The sequence below is a fragment of the Dactylosporangium vinaceum genome, from assembly GCF_019904175.1.
Taxonomy (GTDB): domain Bacteria; phylum Actinomycetota; class Actinomycetes; order Mycobacteriales; family Micromonosporaceae; genus Dactylosporangium; species Dactylosporangium vinaceum.
Window position 1 is genome coordinate 6,038,408 of sequence record NZ_CP061913.1, and the last position, 18,728, is coordinate 6,057,135.

21 protein-coding genes and 1 pseudogene are annotated in these 18,728 nt (G+C 71.9%); 14 read left to right on the forward strand and 8 right to left on the reverse strand.

The features are described 5' to 3' along the window. The first annotated feature begins 10 nt into the window (after positions 1 to 10). Together Dvina_RS27180 and Dvina_RS27185 are read left to right on the forward strand one after the other, a co-directional pair. Positions 11 to 1,408 (forward strand): ABC transporter permease, encoded by a 1,398-nt coding sequence (locus Dvina_RS27180; RefSeq protein WP_223092171.1) that lies wholly within the window; start codon positions 11 to 13, stop codon positions 1,406 to 1,408. 82 nt (positions 1,409 to 1,490) lie between these two features. Then, positions 1,491 to 2,429 (forward strand): phosphotransferase family protein, encoded by a 939-nt coding sequence (locus tag Dvina_RS27185; RefSeq protein ID WP_223092172.1) that lies wholly within the window; start codon positions 1,491 to 1,493, stop codon positions 2,427 to 2,429. Between the two features lie 26 nt (positions 2,430 to 2,455). Here the strand turns inward: Dvina_RS27185 and Dvina_RS27190 are convergent, their stop codons facing one another. The 3 genes from Dvina_RS27190 to Dvina_RS27200 are packed head-to-tail and all read right to left on the reverse strand — an operon-like array spanning position 2,456 to position 4,968. Further along, on the reverse strand, positions 2,456 to 2,965 hold the full coding sequence (locus Dvina_RS27190) for an NUDIX hydrolase (protein ID WP_223092173.1): 510 nt from the start codon (positions 2,963 to 2,965) through the stop codon (positions 2,456 to 2,458). A 3-nt stretch (positions 2,966 to 2,968) separates the two neighbouring features. After that, positions 2,969 to 3,334, reverse strand: coding sequence for a PPOX class F420-dependent oxidoreductase (locus Dvina_RS27195; protein ID WP_223092174.1), 366 nt, complete (start codon positions 3,332 to 3,334; stop codon positions 2,969 to 2,971). Continuing rightward, positions 3,331 to 4,968, reverse strand: a complete 1,638-nt coding sequence (locus Dvina_RS27200; RefSeq protein ID WP_223092175.1) for an ABC-F family ATP-binding cassette domain-containing protein — start codon at positions 4,966 to 4,968, stop codon at positions 3,331 to 3,333. Before Dvina_RS27200 ends, Dvina_RS27195 begins: the two co-directional genes overlap by 4 nt. Positions 4,969 to 5,118: 150 nt before the next feature. On the opposite strand from Dvina_RS27200, the gene Dvina_RS27205 reads away from it, so the two are divergent. From Dvina_RS27205 to deoC, 4 genes and pseudogenes are all read left to right on the forward strand, one after another. Then, positions 5,119 to 7,236: an MDR family MFS transporter gene (locus Dvina_RS27205; protein WP_246655347.1), complete on the forward strand. Its 2,118-nt coding sequence runs from the start codon at positions 5,119 to 5,121 to the stop codon at positions 7,234 to 7,236. A 187-nt stretch (positions 7,237 to 7,423) separates the two neighbouring features. Next, a pseudogene (locus tag Dvina_RS54505) lies at positions 7,424 to 7,910 on the forward strand (transposase); the annotation flags it as partial. Between the two features lie 150 nt (positions 7,911 to 8,060). Further along, positions 8,061 to 8,789 carry a GntR family transcriptional regulator gene (locus Dvina_RS27220; RefSeq protein WP_223092178.1) on the forward strand — a complete coding sequence of 243 codons (729 nt, stop codon included), beginning with the start codon at positions 8,061 to 8,063 and terminating at the stop codon, positions 8,787 to 8,789. Then, positions 8,786 to 9,490, forward strand: coding sequence for a deoxyribose-phosphate aldolase (deoC, locus tag Dvina_RS27225; RefSeq protein ID WP_223092179.1), 705 nt, complete (start codon positions 8,786 to 8,788; stop codon positions 9,488 to 9,490). The genes Dvina_RS27220 and deoC overlap by 4 nt, the downstream gene beginning before the upstream one ends. A 108-nt stretch (positions 9,491 to 9,598) precedes the next feature. On the opposite strand, the gene Dvina_RS27230 is transcribed toward deoC, so the two are convergent. After that, positions 9,599 to 10,471, reverse strand: coding sequence for an NAD-dependent epimerase/dehydratase family protein (locus Dvina_RS27230; RefSeq protein ID WP_223092180.1), 873 nt, complete (start codon positions 10,469 to 10,471; stop codon positions 9,599 to 9,601). A gap of 61 nt (positions 10,472 to 10,532) precedes the next feature. Here Dvina_RS27230 and Dvina_RS27235 point away from each other — a divergent pair, with 61 nt between their 5' ends. After that, positions 10,533 to 10,961 (forward strand): MarR family winged helix-turn-helix transcriptional regulator, encoded by a 429-nt coding sequence (locus tag Dvina_RS27235; protein WP_223092181.1) that lies wholly within the window; start codon positions 10,533 to 10,535, stop codon positions 10,959 to 10,961. A 2-nt stretch (positions 10,962 to 10,963) separates the two neighbouring features. Here the strand turns inward: Dvina_RS27235 and Dvina_RS27240 are convergent, their stop codons facing one another. Beyond that, positions 10,964 to 11,479: a YflT domain-containing protein gene (locus Dvina_RS27240; protein ID WP_223092182.1), complete on the reverse strand. Its 516-nt coding sequence runs from the start codon at positions 11,477 to 11,479 to the stop codon at positions 10,964 to 10,966. Positions 11,480 to 11,561: 82 nt separating this feature from the next. Here Dvina_RS27240 and Dvina_RS27245 point away from each other — a divergent pair, with 82 nt between their 5' ends. From Dvina_RS27245 to Dvina_RS27260, 4 genes are all read left to right on the forward strand, one after another. Then, positions 11,562 to 11,804, forward strand: a complete 243-nt coding sequence (locus Dvina_RS27245) for a PspC domain-containing protein (protein ID WP_223092183.1) — start codon at positions 11,562 to 11,564, stop codon at positions 11,802 to 11,804. Further along, positions 11,805 to 12,434, forward strand: a complete 630-nt coding sequence (locus Dvina_RS27250) for an alpha/beta hydrolase (RefSeq protein WP_246655348.1) — start codon at positions 11,805 to 11,807, stop codon at positions 12,432 to 12,434. It abuts the gene before it with no gap. Continuing rightward, on the forward strand, positions 12,412 to 13,659 hold the full coding sequence (locus Dvina_RS27255) for an ATP-grasp domain-containing protein (protein WP_223092184.1): 1,248 nt from the start codon (positions 12,412 to 12,414) through the stop codon (positions 13,657 to 13,659). The genes Dvina_RS27250 and Dvina_RS27255 overlap by 23 nt, the downstream gene beginning before the upstream one ends. A gap of 104 nt (positions 13,660 to 13,763) precedes the next feature. Then, positions 13,764 to 14,054: a hypothetical protein gene (locus Dvina_RS27260; protein ID WP_223092185.1), complete on the forward strand. Its 291-nt coding sequence runs from the start codon at positions 13,764 to 13,766 to the stop codon at positions 14,052 to 14,054. Between the two features lie 13 nt (positions 14,055 to 14,067). Here Dvina_RS27260 and Dvina_RS27265 read toward each other — a convergent pair whose 3' ends face one another. From Dvina_RS27265 to Dvina_RS27275, 3 genes are read right to left on the reverse strand one after another with little or no spacing between them, the layout of a single operon-like run. Then, positions 14,068 to 14,703: a nucleotidyl transferase AbiEii/AbiGii toxin family protein gene (locus Dvina_RS27265; RefSeq protein ID WP_223092186.1), complete on the reverse strand. Its 636-nt coding sequence runs from the start codon at positions 14,701 to 14,703 to the stop codon at positions 14,068 to 14,070. Next, complete coding sequence (locus Dvina_RS27270; RefSeq protein ID WP_223092187.1) at positions 14,700 to 15,032, reverse strand: hypothetical protein; 333 nt, start codon at positions 15,030 to 15,032, stop codon at positions 14,700 to 14,702. The genes Dvina_RS27265 and Dvina_RS27270 overlap by 4 nt, the downstream gene beginning before the upstream one ends. 32 nt (positions 15,033 to 15,064) lie before the next feature. Further along, positions 15,065 to 16,303 (reverse strand): AI-2E family transporter, encoded by a 1,239-nt coding sequence (locus Dvina_RS27275; RefSeq protein WP_380029646.1) that lies wholly within the window; start codon positions 16,301 to 16,303, stop codon positions 15,065 to 15,067. On the opposite strand from Dvina_RS27275, the gene Dvina_RS27280 reads away from it, so the two are divergent. The 3 genes from Dvina_RS27280 (at position 16,297) to Dvina_RS27290 (ending at position 18,632) form a co-directional block, all read left to right on the forward strand. After that, positions 16,297 to 17,022: a lysophospholipid acyltransferase family protein gene (locus Dvina_RS27280; protein ID WP_223092188.1), complete on the forward strand. Its 726-nt coding sequence runs from the start codon at positions 16,297 to 16,299 to the stop codon at positions 17,020 to 17,022. The two genes, Dvina_RS27275 and Dvina_RS27280, sit on opposite strands and share 7 nt — an antisense overlap. Further along, complete coding sequence (locus Dvina_RS27285) at positions 17,019 to 17,957, forward strand: acyl-ACP desaturase (protein ID WP_246655350.1); 939 nt, start codon at positions 17,019 to 17,021, stop codon at positions 17,955 to 17,957. Before Dvina_RS27280 ends, Dvina_RS27285 begins: the two co-directional genes overlap by 4 nt. A gap of 315 nt (positions 17,958 to 18,272) precedes the next feature. Beyond that, a complete protein-coding gene (locus Dvina_RS27290; protein ID WP_223092189.1) occupies positions 18,273 to 18,632 on the forward strand; it encodes a histone-like nucleoid-structuring protein Lsr2 in 360 nt (119 codons plus the stop codon). The last annotated feature ends 96 nt before the right edge of the window (positions 18,633 to 18,728 follow it).

Consider the following 18,728-nt stretch of genomic DNA (forward strand, 5'->3'; position numbering starts at 1 on the left):
GTTGCCCGGCATGAGCGATGTCACGGCGCCGCCGCCGGCCCGGCCGTTACGCGAACTGCTGCCGAACCTCGTCTGGGAGGGCGTCCTGCTGCTCGTCGCGGCCGGGGTCCTCATCACGCTGTACAACGAGGCCGAGCGGCTCTTCAGCAGCGGCGGCTACTGGCTGTCGTTCGCGGCGCTCGGCCTGGCCGCGGCCGGGCTGTCGCTGTCACTGCGCACCGGCACCCCGAACCTCGCGGTCGGGCCCCTGGCGTCGCTCGCCGCCTACGTGTACGCCGACAGCGGCAGCATGCTCGCCGGCATCGCCGCGGCCGCGGGCATCGGCCTGGTCCTCGCCCTGCTCGTCGGCCTGACCGGCCTGCCCGGCTGGACGGTCACCCTCTTCGGCGGCCTGATCTGCACCGCGATCGTCATCGGCGCGAGCGACGCCAGGACGACCCGGCTGCAGGACCCGCCGCAGACGTACTGGATCTGGGGCGTCGGCTTCATCGTCGTGTCCATCGCCGGCGGGGTGGTCTTCGCGATCCCGGCGGTGCGGCGGTACCTGTCCGCCAACCGGCCCGCCGGCGGCGAGGCGGGCGCGTTCAGCGGCGCCCGGTTCGTGGGCGCGCTTGTCGGCGTGTTCGGCTCGAGCGTCGCCGCCGGGCTGGCCGGGGCCGTGCTGACGATCCGGCTGGCCTCGGCGGGCCCGGGCGACAACAACCTCACCCTCGCCGGGCTGGCCGTGGTGCTCCTGGCCGGCGTGAGCCCCCTGGGCCGCCGCGGCGGCATCCTGGGCGTGGTGCTGGCCGTCGCGATCGTGGACGGCCTGACCCGGCTGCTGCAGATCTGGAACCAGGGCTTCTGGGTCACCACGCTGGTCATGGGCCTGCTCGGACTCTTCGGCGGGCTTGTCGTGTGGCTGATGGAGCTCATCGGGCGGCGGGTGTCACCGCTCGTCACGGCCCGTCCGGCGGCGCCGCTGGCCACACCGGTGGGCGGGTTCCCACCGCCGGGCGCGGGCGGACCGGGGTTCCCGCCGCCGTATCAGGGCGCGCCGCCGGTTGCGGGCTACCCGGCCGGTGGGTATCCGGGGCAGCCTCAGTCCGGCCAGCCGGCGCCGGTGGGGCAGCCCGGCTTCGGTCAGCTGCCGGCCGGCTCGCCACCGGGGACGGCGCCGATGTACGTGCCGCCGCCCGCGTCCGGCCCGCCCGCGTCCGCCCCGCCCACCTTCGGGCCGCCCTCGTCCGATCCGCCGGTGTCGGCGCCGCCTACCTATGCGGCGCCGGTCGCGCCGGCTTCCGCGCCGCCCGCCTCCGCGCCCCCGGCTTCCGCGCCGCCGGCCTCTGGGGCGCCGGACGGGATTCCGCCGTGGCCGGGGTCGCAGCCGCCGCCGGCGAGCGGGCCCAGCTGGCCGCCGGCTCGGTAGGCGGCCGGACCGGCAGGTGGCCGGACCGGTAGGTGGCCGGACCGGTAGGGGTTTGTCAGGGCCGCGGTACCGGGAGGCGGCGGTGGTGACCTGGCTCGGGGCGCCGAGCGTCGCGGCGTTGCGGGAGGCGCTGCACGAGGTGGCGCCGCAGCTCGGCGGTGGGGCGATCGTCCCGCGGAACCTGGTGCCGGACGCGGCGCCGGAGTGGTCGGCGGCCACCGCCGTGCTCGCCGGGCGATACGTGGTGAAGTTCGCGTGGGCCGAGCCGGCCGCGCTTCGGATCCGCCACCAGGCGCGGGTGCTTGGCGCGCTGAAGGCTGCGGCGCCCTGGCTTGCGCTGCCGGCCGTGGTGGTGGCGTCGGAGAGCCCGGCGCTGCTGGTGACGGAGCTGGCCGCGGCGGTGCCGTTCTTCGACGTCCGGCACCTGGTCGGGGCCGGCGGCCGGGCCCGGGTCGGGCAGGATCTGGGCACTGTGCTCGCCCGGCTGCACGACCCGGGAGTGCTGGCGGCGGTGTCGGCGGCGGCCGGTCCCTTGGCCGCGCCTGTGATGCCCGCGGCCACCGACGTACTGCGGCGCGGGCCGGCGGCGCCGGATGTGCGGTGGGAGCGGGTGGCGGCCTGGTGCGACTGGACCGATCGGGTGCTGGGGCCGGCGCCGGGGCGGGCCGGGCTGGTGCACGGGGACTTCCACGGTGGCAACCACCTCTGGGACGAGCGGTCGCTGCGGCTGGAGCTGGTGGTCGACTGGGAGACGGCGGGGCCGGCCGAGCCCGAGTACGACCTGCGGTGCCTGCCCGGGGACTGCGGCATGGAGCTGTTCGGCGCGGTCGTCGACGCGTATGAGCGGGTGTCCGGGGCGGCCCTCGACCGGGATCGGATCATGGGGTGGCACGTCCGGACCGTGCTCGACGACGTGCTGTGGCGAGTGGAGGCGGGGGTGCCGATGCCGGACCGCCGGACGGCCGGCGAGTGGGTGGACGATCTGGGCGCCCGGCTGGCCGGGTTCGGGGTCGGCGGCTGAGTGCTCGGTGGCGCAGACTTCGTTGCTCAGACCGGGTGGCGGCCGGTCAGCGCCGGGTGGGACGCGCCGGGCTGGGTGAACCATGCCGCGGGGGTGTTGCGCAGCGTCCGGTCGATGCGCAGGCGGGCGAAGTCCTCCATGTCGGGCAGGGCGTCGACGGCGAACCAGCGCATGTCGAGGGACTCCTCGTCGTTGACGACGGCCTCGCCGGCCAGGTGGCGGCAGCGGAACCACACGCTGAGATAGTCGCAGCGGTCCTCGTTCGGGTAGGTGACCGAGTGCATGGCGACGCCGACGAGGTGCTCGACGGCGATCTCGATGCCGGCCTCCTCGCGGACCTCGCGGACCAGGGCGTCGGCCGGCTGTTCGCCCGGGTCGACCATGCCGGCCGGCAGCGACCAGCCGCCCGTGTCGGCGCGGCGGCCCAGGAGGAGCTCTCCGACGGCGTTGAAGATGACGCCGGAGACGGCGGGCAGCAGGACGAGGTCGTGGCCGACGTGCCGGCGCAGGTTCGTGAGGTACTCGCTCATGGCCATGCGTTATTTATATGTGCCGAGCACCCTGGTCACGGTGACCAGGATGACGACCCGGTCCGGGTTGGGCCGCGGGACCTTGTACCGGCGGGCGTAGCGCTCCTCGGCGTCGCGGACCGCCGCCGGGTCGCGCTCGACGGTGGCGATGCCCTCCAGCGTGCTCCAGCGGCGGCCGTCGATCTGGCAGATGGCGATGTTCGGGTTGTGGTCCAGGTTGCGGACCTTCTGCGAGCGGCCGGACGTGATGATGCGGGCCAGGCCGGTGGCCGGGTCGTACGTCGCGCCGACCGGGACGCTGTGCGGGGTACCGTCGGCGCGAATGGTCGTGACCGTGCACAGGTGGCGTTCGGTCCAGAACTCCGGCAGCGTCACTGCGCGGTCACCCGGCCGTCCTCGACGCGGACCCGGCGGTTGGTGTGCACCGCTTCGAGCATCTGCCGGTCGTGGGTGACCAGCAGCAACGTGCCCGGATAGCCGTCCAGGGCCTGCTCGAGCTGCTCGATCGCCGGCAGGTCGAGGTGGTTGGACGGCTCGTCGAGGACCAGCAGGTTCACGCCGCGGCCCTGCAGCAGCGCCAGGGCGGCCCGGGTGCGCTCGCCGGGGGAGAGGCTCGCCGCCGGGCGCATGACGTGCCCGGAGCGCAGGCCGAACTTGGCCAGCAGGGTCCGCACGTCGGCGGGGTTCTGCTCCGGTACCGCCAGCCGGAACGCGTCGAGCAGCGAGTCCTCGCCCTCGAACATGCGCCGCGCCTGGTCGACCTCGCCGACGACGACACCGTTGCCGAGGTGGGCCCGGCCGTCGTCGAGCGGGATGCGGCCCAGCAGCGCGCCGAGCAGCGTCGTCTTGCCGGAGCCGTTCGCGCCGGTGATCGCGACCCGGTCGGCCCAGTCGATCTGCAGGTCGACCGGGCCGAGGGTGAACGAGCCGCGGCGGACGACCGCGTGGGACAGGGTGGCGACGACCGCGCCCGCGCGGGGGGCGGCGGCGATCTCCATCCGCAGCTGCCACTCCTTGCGCGGCTCCTCCACGACCTCGAGGCGCTCGATGAGCTTCTCGGTCTGGCGGGCCTTCGCCGCCTGCTTCTCGGTCGACTCGATCCGCTTCGACTTGCCGATCTTGTCGTTGTCGGGCTGCTTGCGCCGGGCGTTCTTGACGCCCTTCTCCATCCAGGCGCGCTGCATCCGGGCCCGGGCCTCGAGGTCGGACTTCTTGTCGTCGAACTCCTCGAAGCGCTCCCGGGCGTGCCGGCGGGCGATCTCGCGCTCCTCCAGGTACGCCGCGTAGCCGCCGCCGTAGAAGTGCACCTGCTGCTGGTGCAGGTCCAGCTCCAGGATGGCGGTGGTGGTCCGGGTCAGGAACTCCCGGTCGTGGCTCACCACGACGACGCTCTTGCCGCGCTGCGACTGCATGAACGCCTCGAGCCGGGCCAGGCCGTCGAGGTCGAGGTCGTTCGTGGGCTCGTCGCACAGCAGCACGTCGTAGCGTGACAGCAGCAGGCTGGCCAGGTTGGCCCGGGCCGCCTGGCCGCCCGAGAGGGCCGTCATCTCCAGGTCGAGGTCGACGGCGAGGCCCAGGTCGGCCGCGGTCTCGGCGGCGCGCTCGTCGAGGTCGGCGCCGCCCAGGGCGAGCCACTTCTCGAGGCTGACGCTGTACTCGTCCGCGCCCGCCGGGTCGCTGCCGAGCGCCTCGGCCGCGGCGTCCATGCGCGCCTGCGCCTCGGCGACGCCGGTGCGGCGGGCCAGGAATGCGCGCAGCGTCTCGCCCGGGCGGCGGTCGGGCTCCTGGGGGAGGTACCCGATCGTGGCCTCGGGCGGGCTGAGCTGGACGACACCGTGCTCCCGGGGCAGCAGCCCGGCGAGCGTGCGCAGCAGCGTGGACTTCCCGGCGCCGTTCACGCCGACCAGCCCGATCACGTCGCCCGGGGCGACGACCAGGTCCAAGCCGCTGAACAGCGCCTTGTCCCCGTGCCCGGCCGCAAGATCTTTCACCACGAGCGTCGCTGCCACGCGTTTGAACCTCCCATTTTTGTCGTACCCCGTGACTAGTGTCCCTGGTGTGTTCACGATGCTCCCCGCGCCCCGGCCGCGATCGAGGAGTAGCGTGAATTCTGAAACGGGATCGGATCGAAACGGCCTGGCTCTAACGGGAGAGACGCCTTGAGCACAACAGCACCGCCGGCCGCGGGGGAAGACACCGTCCTGACGCACCGCCAGATCCTCACGATCCTGGGCGGGCTCATGATGGCGATGTTCCTGGCCGCGCTGGACCAGACGATCGTGTCGACGGCGATGCGCACCATCGCCGATGACCTCGGCGGCTTCTCGCTGCAGGCGTGGGCGACGACGGCGTTCCTCATCACGTCGACGATCTCGACGCCGCTGTACGGGAAGCTGTCCGACATCTACGGGCGCAAGCCGTTCATCCTGTTCTCGATCGGCATCTTCATCGTCGGCTCGGTCCTGTGCGGCATCGCCACCTCGATCTACGAGCTGGCCGCCTTCCGGGCCGTCCAGGGCATCGGCGCCGGCGGGCTGTTCTCGCTGGCCTTCGCCATCATCGGCGACGTCGTCCCACCCCGCGAACGCGCCAAGTACCAGGGGTACTTCCTCGCCGTCTTCGGCACCTCCAGCGTCCTCGGCCCGGTCCTCGGCGGCTTCTTCGCCGGCGCCAGCAGCATCCTGGGCGTCACCGGCTGGCGCTGGATCTTCTACATCAATGTGCCGATCGCCCTGGCCGCGTTCCTCGTCGTCATGCGCGTGCTGCACATCCCGCACCGCCGCCAGGACCACCGCATCGACTGGCCGGGCGCCGTCGCGCTGATCGTGTGCCTGGTGCCGCTGCTGACCGTCGCCGAGCAGGGCCGCGAGTGGGGCTGGGGCGACGTGAAGTCGCTCGCCTGCTACGGCATCGGGTTCGTGGGCCTGGTGCTGTTCCTGGTCGCCGAGACCGCGTACAAGGACGAGGCGCTGCTGCCGATGCGGCTGTTCCGCGGGCGCACGTTCTCGGTGGCGTCGATCGGCAGCTTCATCCTGGGCATGGCGATGTTCGGCGGGCTGCTCACGCTGCCGCTGTACCTGCAGATCGTGAAGGGTGCCACGCCGACCGAGGCCGGCCTCATGCTGCTGCCGCTGGTCCTGGGCATCATGACCGGCTCGATCGTCTCCGGCCAGGTCATCGCCCGCGCCGGCCGCTACCGCATCTTCCCGATCATCGGCTCGGTGCTCATGCTGGCCGCGCTCGCCCTGTTCTCGCGGATCGGCGCCGACACGCCGCTGTGGCGCACGATGCTGATCATGGCCCTGATGGGCCTCGGCCTCGGCGGCAACATGCAGCCGGTCATCACCGCAGTGCAGAACGCGGCCAACCCGCGCGAGATCGGCGTGGCGACGTCCACGGTGACGTTCTTCCGCTCGATGGGCGGCACGCTCGGCGCCGCCGTCTTCCTGTCGGTGCTGTTCAGCCTCCTGCCCAACAAGATCAAATCGGCGTACACAGCGGCCGGCGCGACCCCGGACTTCCAGCAGGCCGCCCGCGCCCACCCCGACCAGCTCAAGGCCATCCAGGCCGCCTCGGGCGGCGGCTCGTCGGGCGGCGGCCTGAGCGACACGTCGTTCCTGGAGAAGCTCGACACCGCCATCTCCCACCCGTTCAAGGTCGGCTTCTCCGACTCGATGGCCACGGTCTTCATGGTCGCCGCGGGCATCATGGTCGTCGGCCTCATCGTCATCCTGTTCCTCCCGGAGATCCCGCTGCGCTCCATGTCCGCCGCCCAGGCCCGCGCCGCCGAGGACGCCGCGGCGGCCGGCTCCGCCTCGGTGACCGACCCGGCCGCCGCCGACGCGGACCGCTCACCCGCGCACTCACCGACGTCACCGGCCTCGGACCCCGCGTCGGCACCGGGCGCGGGCCGGACCCCGGACTCGGCGCCGGCGTCAGGTCCGGCCGCGGGTGCGCACTCTGCTCCCGCGTATTCGGCTGTCTCCTCGAACGGCTCCGGGGCGGCTGGGCACACCACGTCGCACTCCGATCCCGCCGCTGCCGCATCCAACGGCGGCTCCGGGGCGAACGGCGGCTCGGGCCATACCGCGGGCCTGGCCTCGGGAGCCCTTGCCCCGGCGGACGGCACCTCGCCGGCGAACGGCGGCGGGGCCCACGAGGCCGACGGCACGGCCGCGGCGGTGGACCACGTCCCGGCGCACGCGGTGGACGGCGGCGCCCACGAGGCCGACGGCGAGGCCCGCCTGAGCGACACCCCACCCCGCCACGCTCTCTGACCGGTCACAGCCTGCCCGGCCGCACGTGAGGGCCAGGCACGCACGGCCCCGACATCGACACGCCCGCCGGGCGGGACCGCTTGCGCGGCCCCGCCCGGCGTTGTCACGTCCACGGGAGTGGTGCGCGAATCGCCCGTCTTTGCGGTGTTTGGAAGACGGAGACGAGCGGTGACCGCGCCCCAGGAGTGTGGACGCCGGCAGGTTTCGGCGGGAGGACCGCGGCTCGGCCGGACCCGATGTGCTGCGTTCGATGGTGAAGACGTTCGCCGAGGCCCTCATGTCGGCGGAGGCTGACGCCGTCTGCGGCGGCGGTGACGGCGAACGCAGCGACGAGCGGACAAATCAGCGGCCGGCACCGTTGAGCTCGCCGTTGCGAAGTTGCGGCAGGGCTCGTATTTCCCGGACTGGTTGTTGCAGCACCTCGCACCTGTCGAAGAGTCAGGTGTCAAAGATGGCGACACATCTGGACGCGCATGTCGAGGCGTTCCGCAACGGCCCCCTCGACGGCGGCCCGTCGGCGTTCATAGCTCTGAACGCCCTCATCGGTTGAGGTGCGGGAACGAGGCCGGATCGTCAACGTGCACACCCTGGTAGCGACCGGCGTGAACGACGACGGGCAGCGGGAGGTCCATAGCTTGGACGCCACCTCCGATGAGGATGGCGCCGGCTGGCTGCACCAGACCCCCGCCACGCGCTGCAACCCGGCTTGCCTGTAGGCGTTGCCGGCGGCGCGCCTGCCTGTGCCGTGGCGCTCGAGTTTGTTGACGTGCGCAGTGCTCGGTGTGATCCTCTAAGTTGTCTAGACGACCTAGTCGGGAGTGGAGATGGCGAAAGCGCCGCTGTACGTGCGGATCGAGCGGGAGCTGCGGGCCCGGCTGGCGCAGGCGCGGCCCGGGGATGCGGTGCCGGCCGAGTCGGCGCTCGCCGCGGAGTTCGGGGTGGCGCGGATGACGGTCCGGGCGGCGCTCAACGCGCTGGAGACGGACGGGCTGATCGAGCGGGTCCAGGGGCGTGGGACGTTCGTGCGGCAGCGGCCGGAGCCGCGCGCGGCCGGGACGTTGATGAGCTTCCAGGACCAGGTGCGCGCATGGGGGCGCACCCCGACGTCGCGCCTGCTCGCGGGTGAGGTCCGGGCGGCGTCCGGCGCCGAGGCGGCGGCGCTCGACCTGAGCGCCGCGGCGCCGCGGGTGGTGTCGATCGTGCGGGTCCGGCTCGCCGACGACGTGCCGGTGGCCATCGAGTACGCCTGCTTCCCGGCCCACCTGAGCGCGCTGCTCGACATCGACCTGGAGGTCGCCTCGCTGCACCGCGCGCTGCACGAGCGCGGGCTGCGCCCCACGCTCGGCACCTCGACGCTCACCGCGCACCGGGCCGGCGCCGACGGTGAGCACCTGCACGTGCCGGCGGACGAGCCGCTGCTCGTCGAGGCCCGCCTGATCGTCGACCAGCACTCGGCACCGCTGGAGTACACCATCAGCCGCTACGTCGGCGGCCGCTACGACCTGCACGTCACGTTCGACGTGCAGCCACCCCGGACAGGAGCCGCCCGATGAACATCGCCAAGATGATCGACCACTCTCTGCTGCGCCCCGAGCTGACCACCGACGACGTCCGGCGCGGCTGCGCGGTCGCCGGCCGGCGGGCCGTCGCGTCGGTCTGCGTGCGCCCGTCGGACGTGGAGCTGGCCGTCGCCGCGCTCGCGGGCACGGGTGTGCTGGTGGGGACGGTTGCCGGGTTCCCGCACGGTGACGCCCGCACCGCCACCAAGGTCGCCGAGGCGCGGGCACTCGTCGAGGCCGGCGCCGACGAGATCGACATGGTGCTGCACATCGGCCGCCTGCGCGACGGCGACAGCGGCTACGTCCACGACGACATCGCCGCCGTGGTCGCCGCCGCGCAGGGCCGCACCGTCAAGGTCATCCTGGAGAACGCCTACCTCACCGACGAGCAGAAGGTCCTCGGCTGCCACCTGGCCGAGCGAGCCGGTGCGCACTTCGTCAAGACCAGCACCGGCTTCGCCCCCGGCGGCGCCACCCTCGCCGACATCCGGCTGATGCGGGCCGCCGTCGCCCCGCACGTCGAAGTCAAGGCCGCGGGCGGCGTACGCACGCTCGCCACCCTGCTCGAACTGCACGACGCCGGCGCGACCCGCTTCGGCGCCACCGCCACGGAGGCGATCCTCGACGACTACGCCGCCCGCGAGCGCGACGAACAGCCGCCTGCCCCCGCCGCAGCCGTCGACGGCGGGTACTGACGAGGAGCCTCCGCAGGGCGCCGCCGGCCCTGAGACGCTTCATGACCTAGCTTCCTAGGACGGCTTACGCGGTGTGGCGCCGGCCGAGGGCGGCAGTAGACGGGTGGGTCAGCGGAGGTGGCCGGCGGACAGCCAGGCGCGGTAGTCGGTCACCGCTGCCTGCAGCGGCCAGGCCGGCTGCCAGCCCTCCTCGCGCAGGCGGGTGGTGTCCAGGTAGGGGATCGGCCCGGAGCCGCCCGGGACCAGGGGGGTCGGGATGTCGGGGATCGCCGCGGCGACCTCGGCGTTCGTCGTCGGGTGGCCGGTGCTGACGTTGTAGGTGCGGTGGCGCAGGGTCGGGGCGGTGGCCAGGAGGGCCAGGGCGGTGCCGCAGTCCGGTGCGTAGAGCAGGTCGGCGCCGTCGTCCGCGTGGACGGTGCCCGGCTGGACGGTGCCGCGGACCATGGCCGGGATGGCGATGAAGGGGCTGCTGGGGCGGCCTCCCGGGCCCCAGATCGCGCCGATGCGGGCCACAACCACGTCCGCCCCGCCGGCCAGGGCCAGGATCTCGGCCACCTTCTTGCTCGCCGGGATCGGGTGCGGTGACGGCAGGGGCAGCGGGGTGTCCTCCCGCCAGGGGAGTGCGCCGACGCCGGCGTAGACGCCGATGGTGCTGGCCATCACGACGCGGGCGTTCCAGGTGGCGGCCGCCCGCAGTACAGCCAGCGCTGCTGTGGCGTTGTGTTGCAGGTCGTCGAGCGGGTCGGCGGTGCCGAGGGGGGCGGCGGCCAGGTGGATGACGGCGGTGATGGTGTGGGTGCGGCCCAGGGCGGTCAGGGAGTCGAGGTCGGTGCAGTCCAGCGTGGCCGTTGTGACGCCCGGGGGAAGCAGCGGCGAGGGGGTCGGGCGGCGGGACGCGGGCTGGACGTCGGCGCCCTGGGCCAGGAGAGCGCGGGTGGTGTGGGTGCCGATGAAGCCCAGGCCGCCGGTGATGAGGATCATGTCGCCTCCGATTGATAGCGTGCTAACGGAATATAGGGCAACATCTCGCTAGCATGCAAACGTGGCTGATGTGATCCGCCTGCTGACCCGTGCGCAGAAGCTGCTGCGGGCGGCGGCCGACGAGGCGATGAGCGTGCACGGGGTCCGGATCGGGCAGAACCTGGTGCTGGAGCTGCTGTGGGAGCGGGACGGGCAGGCGCCGGGGGAGCTGGCGGCGCGGCTCGGGGTGGCGACGCCGACGGTGGTGAACACGGCGACGCGGATGGTGAACGACGGGCTTGTCGAGCGGCGGGCCGACCCGCAGGACCGGCGGCTCGTGCGGCTGTGCCTGACGCCGAAGGGGCGGGCCGCGCAGGCGCCGATCGAGCAGGCCCGCCGGGCCCTGGCCGAGCACGCCCTCGCCGACCTGGAGGAGCAGGAGCTGGAGGTGCTGGCGGCGGCACTGCAGAAGATCATCGATCGGATGCAGGCGCCGCCGCCGGGGAGCTGAGCTCAGGTGTTCGCGGCGCGCCAGGTCTGGCGGGTGATGAGGACGCGGGCCTCCTCGGCGGCGTCGGCCTCGACGGTGACCGCATACTGGCCGGCCTGCAGGGAGCTGCGCGAGGAGAAGTCGCGGCGGCCGCCGGTGAGGGCGTGGCCGGCGGCGCCGAAGATCGCGCCCCAGAGCGCGCCGATGAGGACCGTGCTGAGCAGGACGCCCACCCAGTTCGCGTCGCTGAACAGGGTGAACAGGATGCCGATGAACAGGCCGAACCAGGCGCCGCTGGCCACGCCGGCCAGTGCCGCCCGGCCGACGGTGAGGCGGCCCAGCACGTTCTCGACCAGGCGCAGGTCGGTGCCGATGATCGCGGTCTTCTCGACCGGGAAGCCGTTGTCGGAGAGGTAGTCCACGGCCTGCTGGGCGCCGGCGTAGTCGGCGAAGCGGGCGACGGTGACGGAGGCGCGTTCGAGGTCGACGAGCTCGCCCACCGCGGGGTCGGGCCGGTCTGCTGGATCCGGGGCAGTCATGCCGGTCAGGGTAGAGGTCTCAGGGGTGATTCGGGGCGTCACCCGAGGTCGTCGGGGGACTTCGGCGGGCAACCTGGCAGGTATGAACGACATCAAGCGCCTTCGCCGCTCCCGCACCGACCGCACGGTCGCCGGTGTGCTGGGCGGGCTCGCCGAATATCTGGGGGCCGACCCGACGATGGTGCGGGCCGTGTTCCTCCTCGCGATCCTGCTGACCGGCGGCGTGGCCGTCCTGGCCTACCCGATGCTGTGGCTCGTGATGCCGGAGGCGCCGCCGGCGCCGGTGAGCCCTGCGCCGAACGATCATCTGCCATATGGTGCGTAGGTGGCCCGTGACACCCGTGTGACGATCGAGACACGCGGTGTGCCGCCCTCGGCGGTGCCGGCGAGCGGGCTGGTCCTGCTCGTGCACGACGGGCCCGAGTACGAGCGGGTCGGCCGCCTGACCGAGCACTTCCCCGACACGTACGTCGCGCTGCTCACCCCGGGGCCGCGCAACGACTGGTACTCCGCCAACCCCGCCTACGCCAAGGCCCTTGTCGAGGACGTCCTGCCGCAGCTGCCGCCGGGGCCCGTGGTCGGTCTCGGGGCGAGCCTCGGTGCGCTGGCCCTGCTGCACGCCGAGACCCGGTATCCGGGCCGGTTCGCCGGGCTGTTCCTGCAGTCCGGCAGCTTCTTCACCGCCGCGCTCGACCCGCAGGAGTCCGGGTTCCCGTACTTCCGCCGCATCCTCGCGTTCGTCCGCCGGGCCCGGCCGGTGCCGGCCCGGGTGGTCTTGACGTGCGGGCGGGACGAGGAGAACCTGCTCAACAACCGGGCGATGGCGGGCCGGCTCGGCGTGCCGCTGCTCGAGGTGCCGGGCGGTCACTCGATGACCTCCTGGTGCGACGCGCTCGAGCCCCACCTGCACCGCCTGCTGCGGGAGGTATCAGATGACCGGAGCCACACCCCATGAGCACCTCGTCGGGCTGCTGCTGGGCACCGAACAGGACTGGCCGCGGGCGTTCGAGACGCTCGTCGAACGACTCGGCACGGTCACCGCGGCCGACGGCAGCCGGCACCGGCTGCGCACGGAGCGGGTGACGATCGAGCCGTTCGGGCTGCGCGACCGGCCCGACCATCAGCTGGTCATCGACCGGCTCGCGTACTGGTACTACCACCCCCGCGAGTGGCTCAAGAAGATCGCGCTGATGGACGACGTGTACCTGCTCAACAGCCCGTTCACGTTCCAGTCGATGGAGAAGCACGCGGCGTACTGCGCGATGATGCGCCTCGGGCTGCACGTGCCGGAGACGGTCCTGGTGCCGTACAAGAACCCGGTCGACCATGCGAAGTGGGCGTATACGGCGCAGCGGTACAACCGGGGCTTCGATCTCGACGCGGTCGCCGAGCGGCTCGGGTATCCGCTGTTCATGAAGCCGTACGACGGCGGCGCGTGGGTCGGAGTGTCGCGGATCGCGGACAGTGCCCAGCTGCACGCGGCCTACGACCAGTCGGGTGAGCGGCTGATGCACCTGCAGCAGTCGGTCGAGGACTACGACGTGTTCACCCGGTCGCTGTCGGTCGGGCCGGAGACGATGGTGATGAAGTTCCGGCCGTCGCTGCCGATGCACGAACGGTACGAGGTCGCGCACGGGTTCCTCAGCGACGACGTCGGCGAGGAGGTCGTGACCATCTCGCGGCTGGTGAACGCGTTCTTCCGGTGGGAGTTCAACTCGTGCGAGTGCCTGGTCCGCGACGGTGTGGTGTATCCGATCGACTACGCCAACGCGTGCCCGGACGTGGCCGTGACGAGCCTGCACTACTACTTCCCGTGGGCGATGACGGCGTTGCTGCGCTGGAGCGTCTTCTGCGTGGTGACGGACCGCCCGTCGCGGCTGGACATGGACACGGCCCGCTACTTCGCGATCGGCGACTCCGAAGCCACATACCAGGACAAGCTGCGGGGGTACCGCACCCTCGCCGACGAATACTTCGACACGGACCGGTACCGCGAGTTCTGCGCGAGCAGCCTGGCGCACGTGCCGGAGCTCGTCGCGGAGTGGGTGGCGTCCGCGGACTTCGACGACCTGCTGGTCAGCACCGTGCGCAGCACCTATCCGGCGGCCGAGCACGAGCGGTTCATCGCCCACTTCCGGGGCCTTATAGGGCAGTGGCGGCACGAGAACGCGGTGGGGTGACGGGAGTCACGAGGATCCTTCACCCGGACCGGTGACGCTGCGGTAGTGCACGTCACAAACCGTAGTTTCCGCTGGTAGTGGCGCCTAACGTCGATGGTGTCAGCGTGATTGTCATCAGTTGGAGGACGGTATTGATGGGCCCGTACAACCACCCCGCCTGGTGCGCCCGCGGTCACCGCTGCAACCTCGGTGAGCACCGCGCCACCCCGGCCGTCATGCAGGTCGACGGGGTGGGCAAGGTCCTGGTCACCCGCGTCCTCGGCGCCAACGGCCGGGAGCGGCTCGAGGTGACCGGGTCGGCGTATCTGCACACCACCGGTCAGGCCGCGACGAAGCAGGTCGACCGCACGCTGCGCGGGTTCGCGCACGTCATGGCCAGCGCCGCGGCCCAGTAGCGCCGGGCCCGCGTCAGCGCGGCCAGTCGCGCAGGCGGCCGCGCAGGGCGGCGATCCGCTCGGCGTCCAGGCCGTAGAAGGCAAACCGGCCGTCGTCGAGGCGGTCCAGGTAGCGCCCGGCCGCGATCACGTCGGCGAACTCCAGCGCCGGGTCCTGGCGGCGGGCCAGCTCGAGCAGCTCCCCGACGGAGTAGCGCTCCATCGCCGCCGCGACATCGATGTAGTCGCGGACCTCGCGCCGGTTGACAAGCGCCGCGACCTTCGTGGCGATGAGGTCCTCGAGGTGCATGACCGGGCCGACGTCCATCATGACCGGGCTGTGCCGGCGGTCGAGCCGTGACAGGCTCAGGCGGACCGTCTGGGCGCCGCCGGCGACGGTGAACTCCCGCTGGTCGAAGCCGGCGAAGAGCTCCAGGAGGTCGTCGGCCTCCTCTTCGTGGACGGTGTACCCGGCCTCGCGCAGGGCCGCGCAGACCGCGTCGGCGGCCGCGCCGGCCGCACCGTCCGTGTCGGTGAACAGGTCGACGTCCTCGGTCGGGCGCTCGACGAGCCCGTTCATCAGCCAGGCGAAGCCGCCGCCGAGGACGAAGCCGTGCTTGTCGGCGACGGTCAGCGCGACCCGGGCGACGTCGGTGTAGAAATCGATCATCGCAGGGCCGGGTGGCGGGCCTCCCACGCGCGGCGCACGCCGTGCGGCAGGTTCAGCTCCGGCCAGACCCGGACCAGGATCTTCTTGTTGAGGAACCGGCGCAGCTCGTCGGCGCGGATCGCCTCGCGCAGCACGTTCTCGTACATCCACAGCAGCAGGTCGTGGTTGTCGAGGTCGAAGGCGCGCTGCGGGTTCCACATCAGCCGCTGCGGCAGCTCGACGACCCCGCGGACCGGGCCGCGCAGCTCGTCGAGGGTGCGGGCGACGAGCGCGGGGCGGTGCGGTCGGGCCAGGTAGGCCACCTGTCCGCGGGCCGGCTCGTCGTGCATGGCCCGAAGTGTACTGGTATTCGCGCCGAATATCAGCGGGCGTCCTGCCGGGGCAGGACGACTTCGCGGAAGATGAGCTGAATCGCGGCGATGACGGGAATGGCGATGAGTGCGCCGACAACACCCATGAGTGCGACGCCGACGAGGACGGAAATGATGGCGGCGAGGTCGGAGACCTTCACCGCGCGGCGCATCACCGTCGGGTAGATGAGGTAATTCTCGACCTGCTGGTAGATGACGAAGAAGATGACGCAGGCGATGCCGGCCTGAATCGAGGTCGCGAAGCCGACGATCGATACGACGACCGCGCCGAGGGTCGCGCCGATCTGCGGGATGAGGTCGGTGATGGCGACGAGGACGGCCAGGGCGTACGGGTACGCGATGCCCAGGATCAGCAGGAACACGAACGAGGACAGGCCGGCGATGACGGCGATCGCCAGCGCGCCGCCGAGGTAGGCGCCGACCTTCGACAGGATCTCGTCGCCGAGCAGCCGCACCCGTTCGCGGCGGGAGGCGGGCACGAGCTTGTATCCGCCGGCCTTCAGGCGCTCGAAGGCGGCCATGAAGTACAGCGTGAGAATGATGACCGTCACGATGTTGAAGATGGCCGAGAACGCGACCTGCACCCCGCCCCAGACGCCGCCGAGGGCCTTCGTGACGTTGGCGGCGGTGGCGACGTTCTTGAGCTGATCGAGCAGTTTGTAGTCGTCGTTGAGCTTGTTCAGCTGATCGTTGCGCTGCAGATTGTCGATGTAATGGGGGAGGTTGACGATCAGCTCGTTGCTCTGCTGGACCAGCGGCGGGATGAGCGCGACGATGCCGCCGCACAGCACGAGCATCGCGCCGACACCGACGGCGGCGACCGCGAGCCCGCGGGGCAGGCCCCACTTCGTCAGGCGTACCACCGCGGGGTTCAGGCCGATCGCCAGGAACGCCGCGATGAAGATCAGCAGGAGGATCGAGTAGACGTTCTGCACGGCCTGGTAGGCGGTGTAGGCCAGCAGCAGGCCCAGTCCGGCGAGGAAGCCGATGATCAGCGGGGAGCGGCGCATCGGCGGGCCGGGCCGGCCGAAGCGCGGCTCCTCGACGAGCACGACCTCGACCTCGACGTCCGGGGCGGCCTCGGCCTCGGGTCCGGCCCCGGATCGCGGGGCGGCCGGGGTCGGGTCCAGCACCTCGTCCTGCACTGTGCACTCCCTGGAAGTCGGATGGTCTTGGGGCAGGGTACCGGGTGAACGCCCGCGGCGACCGCTAGCGTTGGGACATGGCAGATCTCGTGTACCCGCCGGTCATCGCATTCGCGAAGACCATGTTCCGCGCGCTGAACATGAAGATCACGATTTTGGGCGAGGAGCACGTGCCGGCGAGCGGGGGAGCCGTCATCGCCTGCAACCACATCTCGTACCTTGACTTCATCTTCTGCGGCCTCGGCGCCCGGCAGTCCCGGCGCCTCGTTCGGTTCATGGCCAAAGAGTCGATCTTCCGCAACCGCATCGGCGGACCGCTGATGCGCGGCATGCACCACATCCCGGTCGACCGCGACGCGGGCATGGCGTCGTACAAGGCGGCCCTCGCGGCGCTGAAGGCCGGCGAGGTGGTCGGGGTCTTCCCGGAGGCGACGATCGACCAGTCGTTTACGATCAAGGACTTCAAGAGCGGCGCGGTCCGGCTCGCCGCGGCGACCGGGACGCCGCTGGTACCGATGGTGCTGTGGGGCACGCAGCGCTTCTGGACGAAGGGCCGCCCCCGTGACCTCACTCAGCGCGGTGTCGCGATCACCATCCGCATGGGTGAGCCACTGCACCCCACGCGCAAGGACAACGGGGACACCGTGTCCGCAGAGTTGCGGAGCCGGATGAAGACCATGCTGGTAGAAGTGCAGCGGGGGTACCCCCAGAAGCCCGCCGGCCCCGATGATCTGTGGTGGCTGCCGGCGCATCTCGGCGGCACCGCACCCGAACCGGAAGTACTTGAAGCGGAGGCCCAGTGACCACGGTCGAACCGACCGATCTGCTCGTGCTGCTGCGCGAGCTCGAACCCGTCGTCGAGACCAACCTCAACCGGCACCTGGCCACGGCCAAGGAGTGGTTCCCCCACGAATACGTGCCGTGGAGCGAGGGCCGGACCTTCGACGGCGTCCTCGGTGGCGAGCCGTGGGAGCCCGGGCAGTCGAAGCTGTCCGAGGTCGCCCGGATCTCCCTCGTCGTCAACCTGCTCACCGAGGACAACCTGCCCAGCTACCACCACGAGATCGCCACGGTCATGGGCCGCGACGGCGCGTGGGGGACGTGGGTGCACCGGTGGACCGCCGAGGAGGGCCGCCACGGCATCGCCATCCGCGACTACCTCCTGGCGACCCGGGCCGTCGACCCGGTCGAGCTGGAGCGGGCCCGGATGACGCACATGGAGGGCGGCTTCGCCAACGCCTACGAGGGGCTCATCGAGTCCGTCGCCTATGTCTCGTTCCAGGAGCTGGCGACCCGCGTCTCGCACCGCAACACCGGCGCGATGTCCGGCGACCCGGTCTGCGAGCAGCTCCTCGCGCGGGTCGCGGCCGACGAGAACCTCCACATGATCTTCTACCGCAACCTGCTCAACGCCATGTTCGACCTGGCCCCGAACCAGACCATGCAGGCCGTGACCCGGGTCGCGACCTCGTTCCAGATGCCCGGGCACACGATCGAGAACTTCGGCCGCAAGTCGGTCCAGATCGCCAAGGCCGGCATCTACGACCTGCGGCTGCACCACGACGACGTCCTCACGCCGGTGCTGCGCCAGGTCAAGGCCCTCGACCGGCCGGTGACCGGCGAGGGCGACAAGGCCCGCGAGGAGCTCGTCGCGTTCATGACCGACCTCGACGCGCAGGCCACCCGGTTCGTCGAGCGCCGGGAGGCGCAGCGGGCCCGGGCCAAGCGCACCGGCTGATCGCCGGCGGTTGCCCCCATATTTGTGGCCGTCGTCACGTTCTGTGGATGGCGGCCACTGTGGGTTCCAGGCCCGGACCTGTGGCCGTACGCTGCGGAAACCGTGTGCGTAGCGTGCCTGCGCCATTGCCGGGCGTGGCTGCCGTGAGGCCCCCCGGCGGCCGGGTCGCCCGTTGCCTTCCGTGAGCGTTGCAGTAGGCTGCGACGACCGTTCCGTGCCTCTCACTGCCCGTCTGACCGATTTCACCACGTCTGACGGCGGTCCGTGGGCCGCGGAACTTCACTCCCCGTATTGCTATCGGAGGGCAGCACTGCCATGGCCAGACGCGTGATCCATGAGCTGATCGACGACCTCGACGGCGGCCTCGCCGACGAGAGCCTCAGCTTCGGCCTCGACGGCGTGCAGTACACCATCGATCTGTCGGCGAAGAACGCCGCCGAACTGCGCGACGTCCTCGCGCCCTTCGTCGGTGCCGCGTCCAAGCTCGGCCGCACCCCGGCGTCGACCCCGCCGGCCCGCGGCGGCCGGACCCGCCCCGTCCTGTCGGCCCGCGCGGAGCGGGAGCAGAACCGGGCGATCCGTGAGTGGGCGCAGGGCAAGGGGCTCGAGGTCTCCGACCGCGGCCGCATCCGAGCCGACATCGTCGAACGATTCCACGCCGAAGCGGGAAGCTGAACGGGGGCGCCCGCTGCGGGCGCCCCCGGTCTTTTCCGGTTCCAGGACCTGTGCTCCTGGACGTCGTTCGCGCTTCGGACGGCGCGGCGGGTGGGC

Excerpts from the sequence above, each read along its gene's own strand:
- Dvina_RS27180 (WP_223092171.1), top strand. The coding sequence starts at position 11 with ATGAGCGATGTCACGGCGCCGCCGCCGGCCCGGCCGTTACGCGAACTG.
- Dvina_RS27190 (WP_223092173.1), bottom strand. The coding sequence starts at position 2,965 with ATGGCCATGAGCGAGTACCTCACGAACCTGCGCCGGCACGTCGGCCAC.
- Dvina_RS27220 (WP_223092178.1), top strand. The coding sequence starts at position 8,061 with ATGGCGAAAGCGCCGCTGTACGTGCGGATCGAGCGGGAGCTGCGGGCC.
- deoC (WP_223092179.1), top strand. The coding sequence starts at position 8,786 with ATGAACATCGCCAAGATGATCGACCACTCTCTGCTGCGCCCCGAGCTG.
- Dvina_RS27230 (WP_223092180.1), bottom strand. The coding sequence starts at position 10,471 with ATGATCCTCATCACCGGCGGCCTGGGCTTCATCGGCACCCACACCACC.
- Dvina_RS27240 (WP_223092182.1), bottom strand. The coding sequence starts at position 11,479 with ATGACTGCCCCGGATCCAGCAGACCGGCCCGACCCCGCGGTGGGCGAG.
- Dvina_RS27245 (WP_223092183.1), top strand. The coding sequence starts at position 11,562 with ATGAACGACATCAAGCGCCTTCGCCGCTCCCGCACCGACCGCACGGTC.
- Dvina_RS27255 (WP_223092184.1), top strand. The coding sequence starts at position 12,412 with ATGACCGGAGCCACACCCCATGAGCACCTCGTCGGGCTGCTGCTGGGC.
- Dvina_RS27265 (WP_223092186.1), bottom strand. The coding sequence starts at position 14,703 with ATGATCGATTTCTACACCGACGTCGCCCGGGTCGCGCTGACCGTCGCC.
- Dvina_RS27270 (WP_223092187.1), bottom strand. The coding sequence starts at position 15,032 with ATGCACGACGAGCCGGCCCGCGGACAGGTGGCCTACCTGGCCCGACCG.
- Dvina_RS27280 (WP_223092188.1), top strand. The coding sequence starts at position 16,297 with ATGGCAGATCTCGTGTACCCGCCGGTCATCGCATTCGCGAAGACCATG.
- Dvina_RS27290 (WP_223092189.1), top strand. The coding sequence starts at position 18,273 with ATGGCCAGACGCGTGATCCATGAGCTGATCGACGACCTCGACGGCGGC.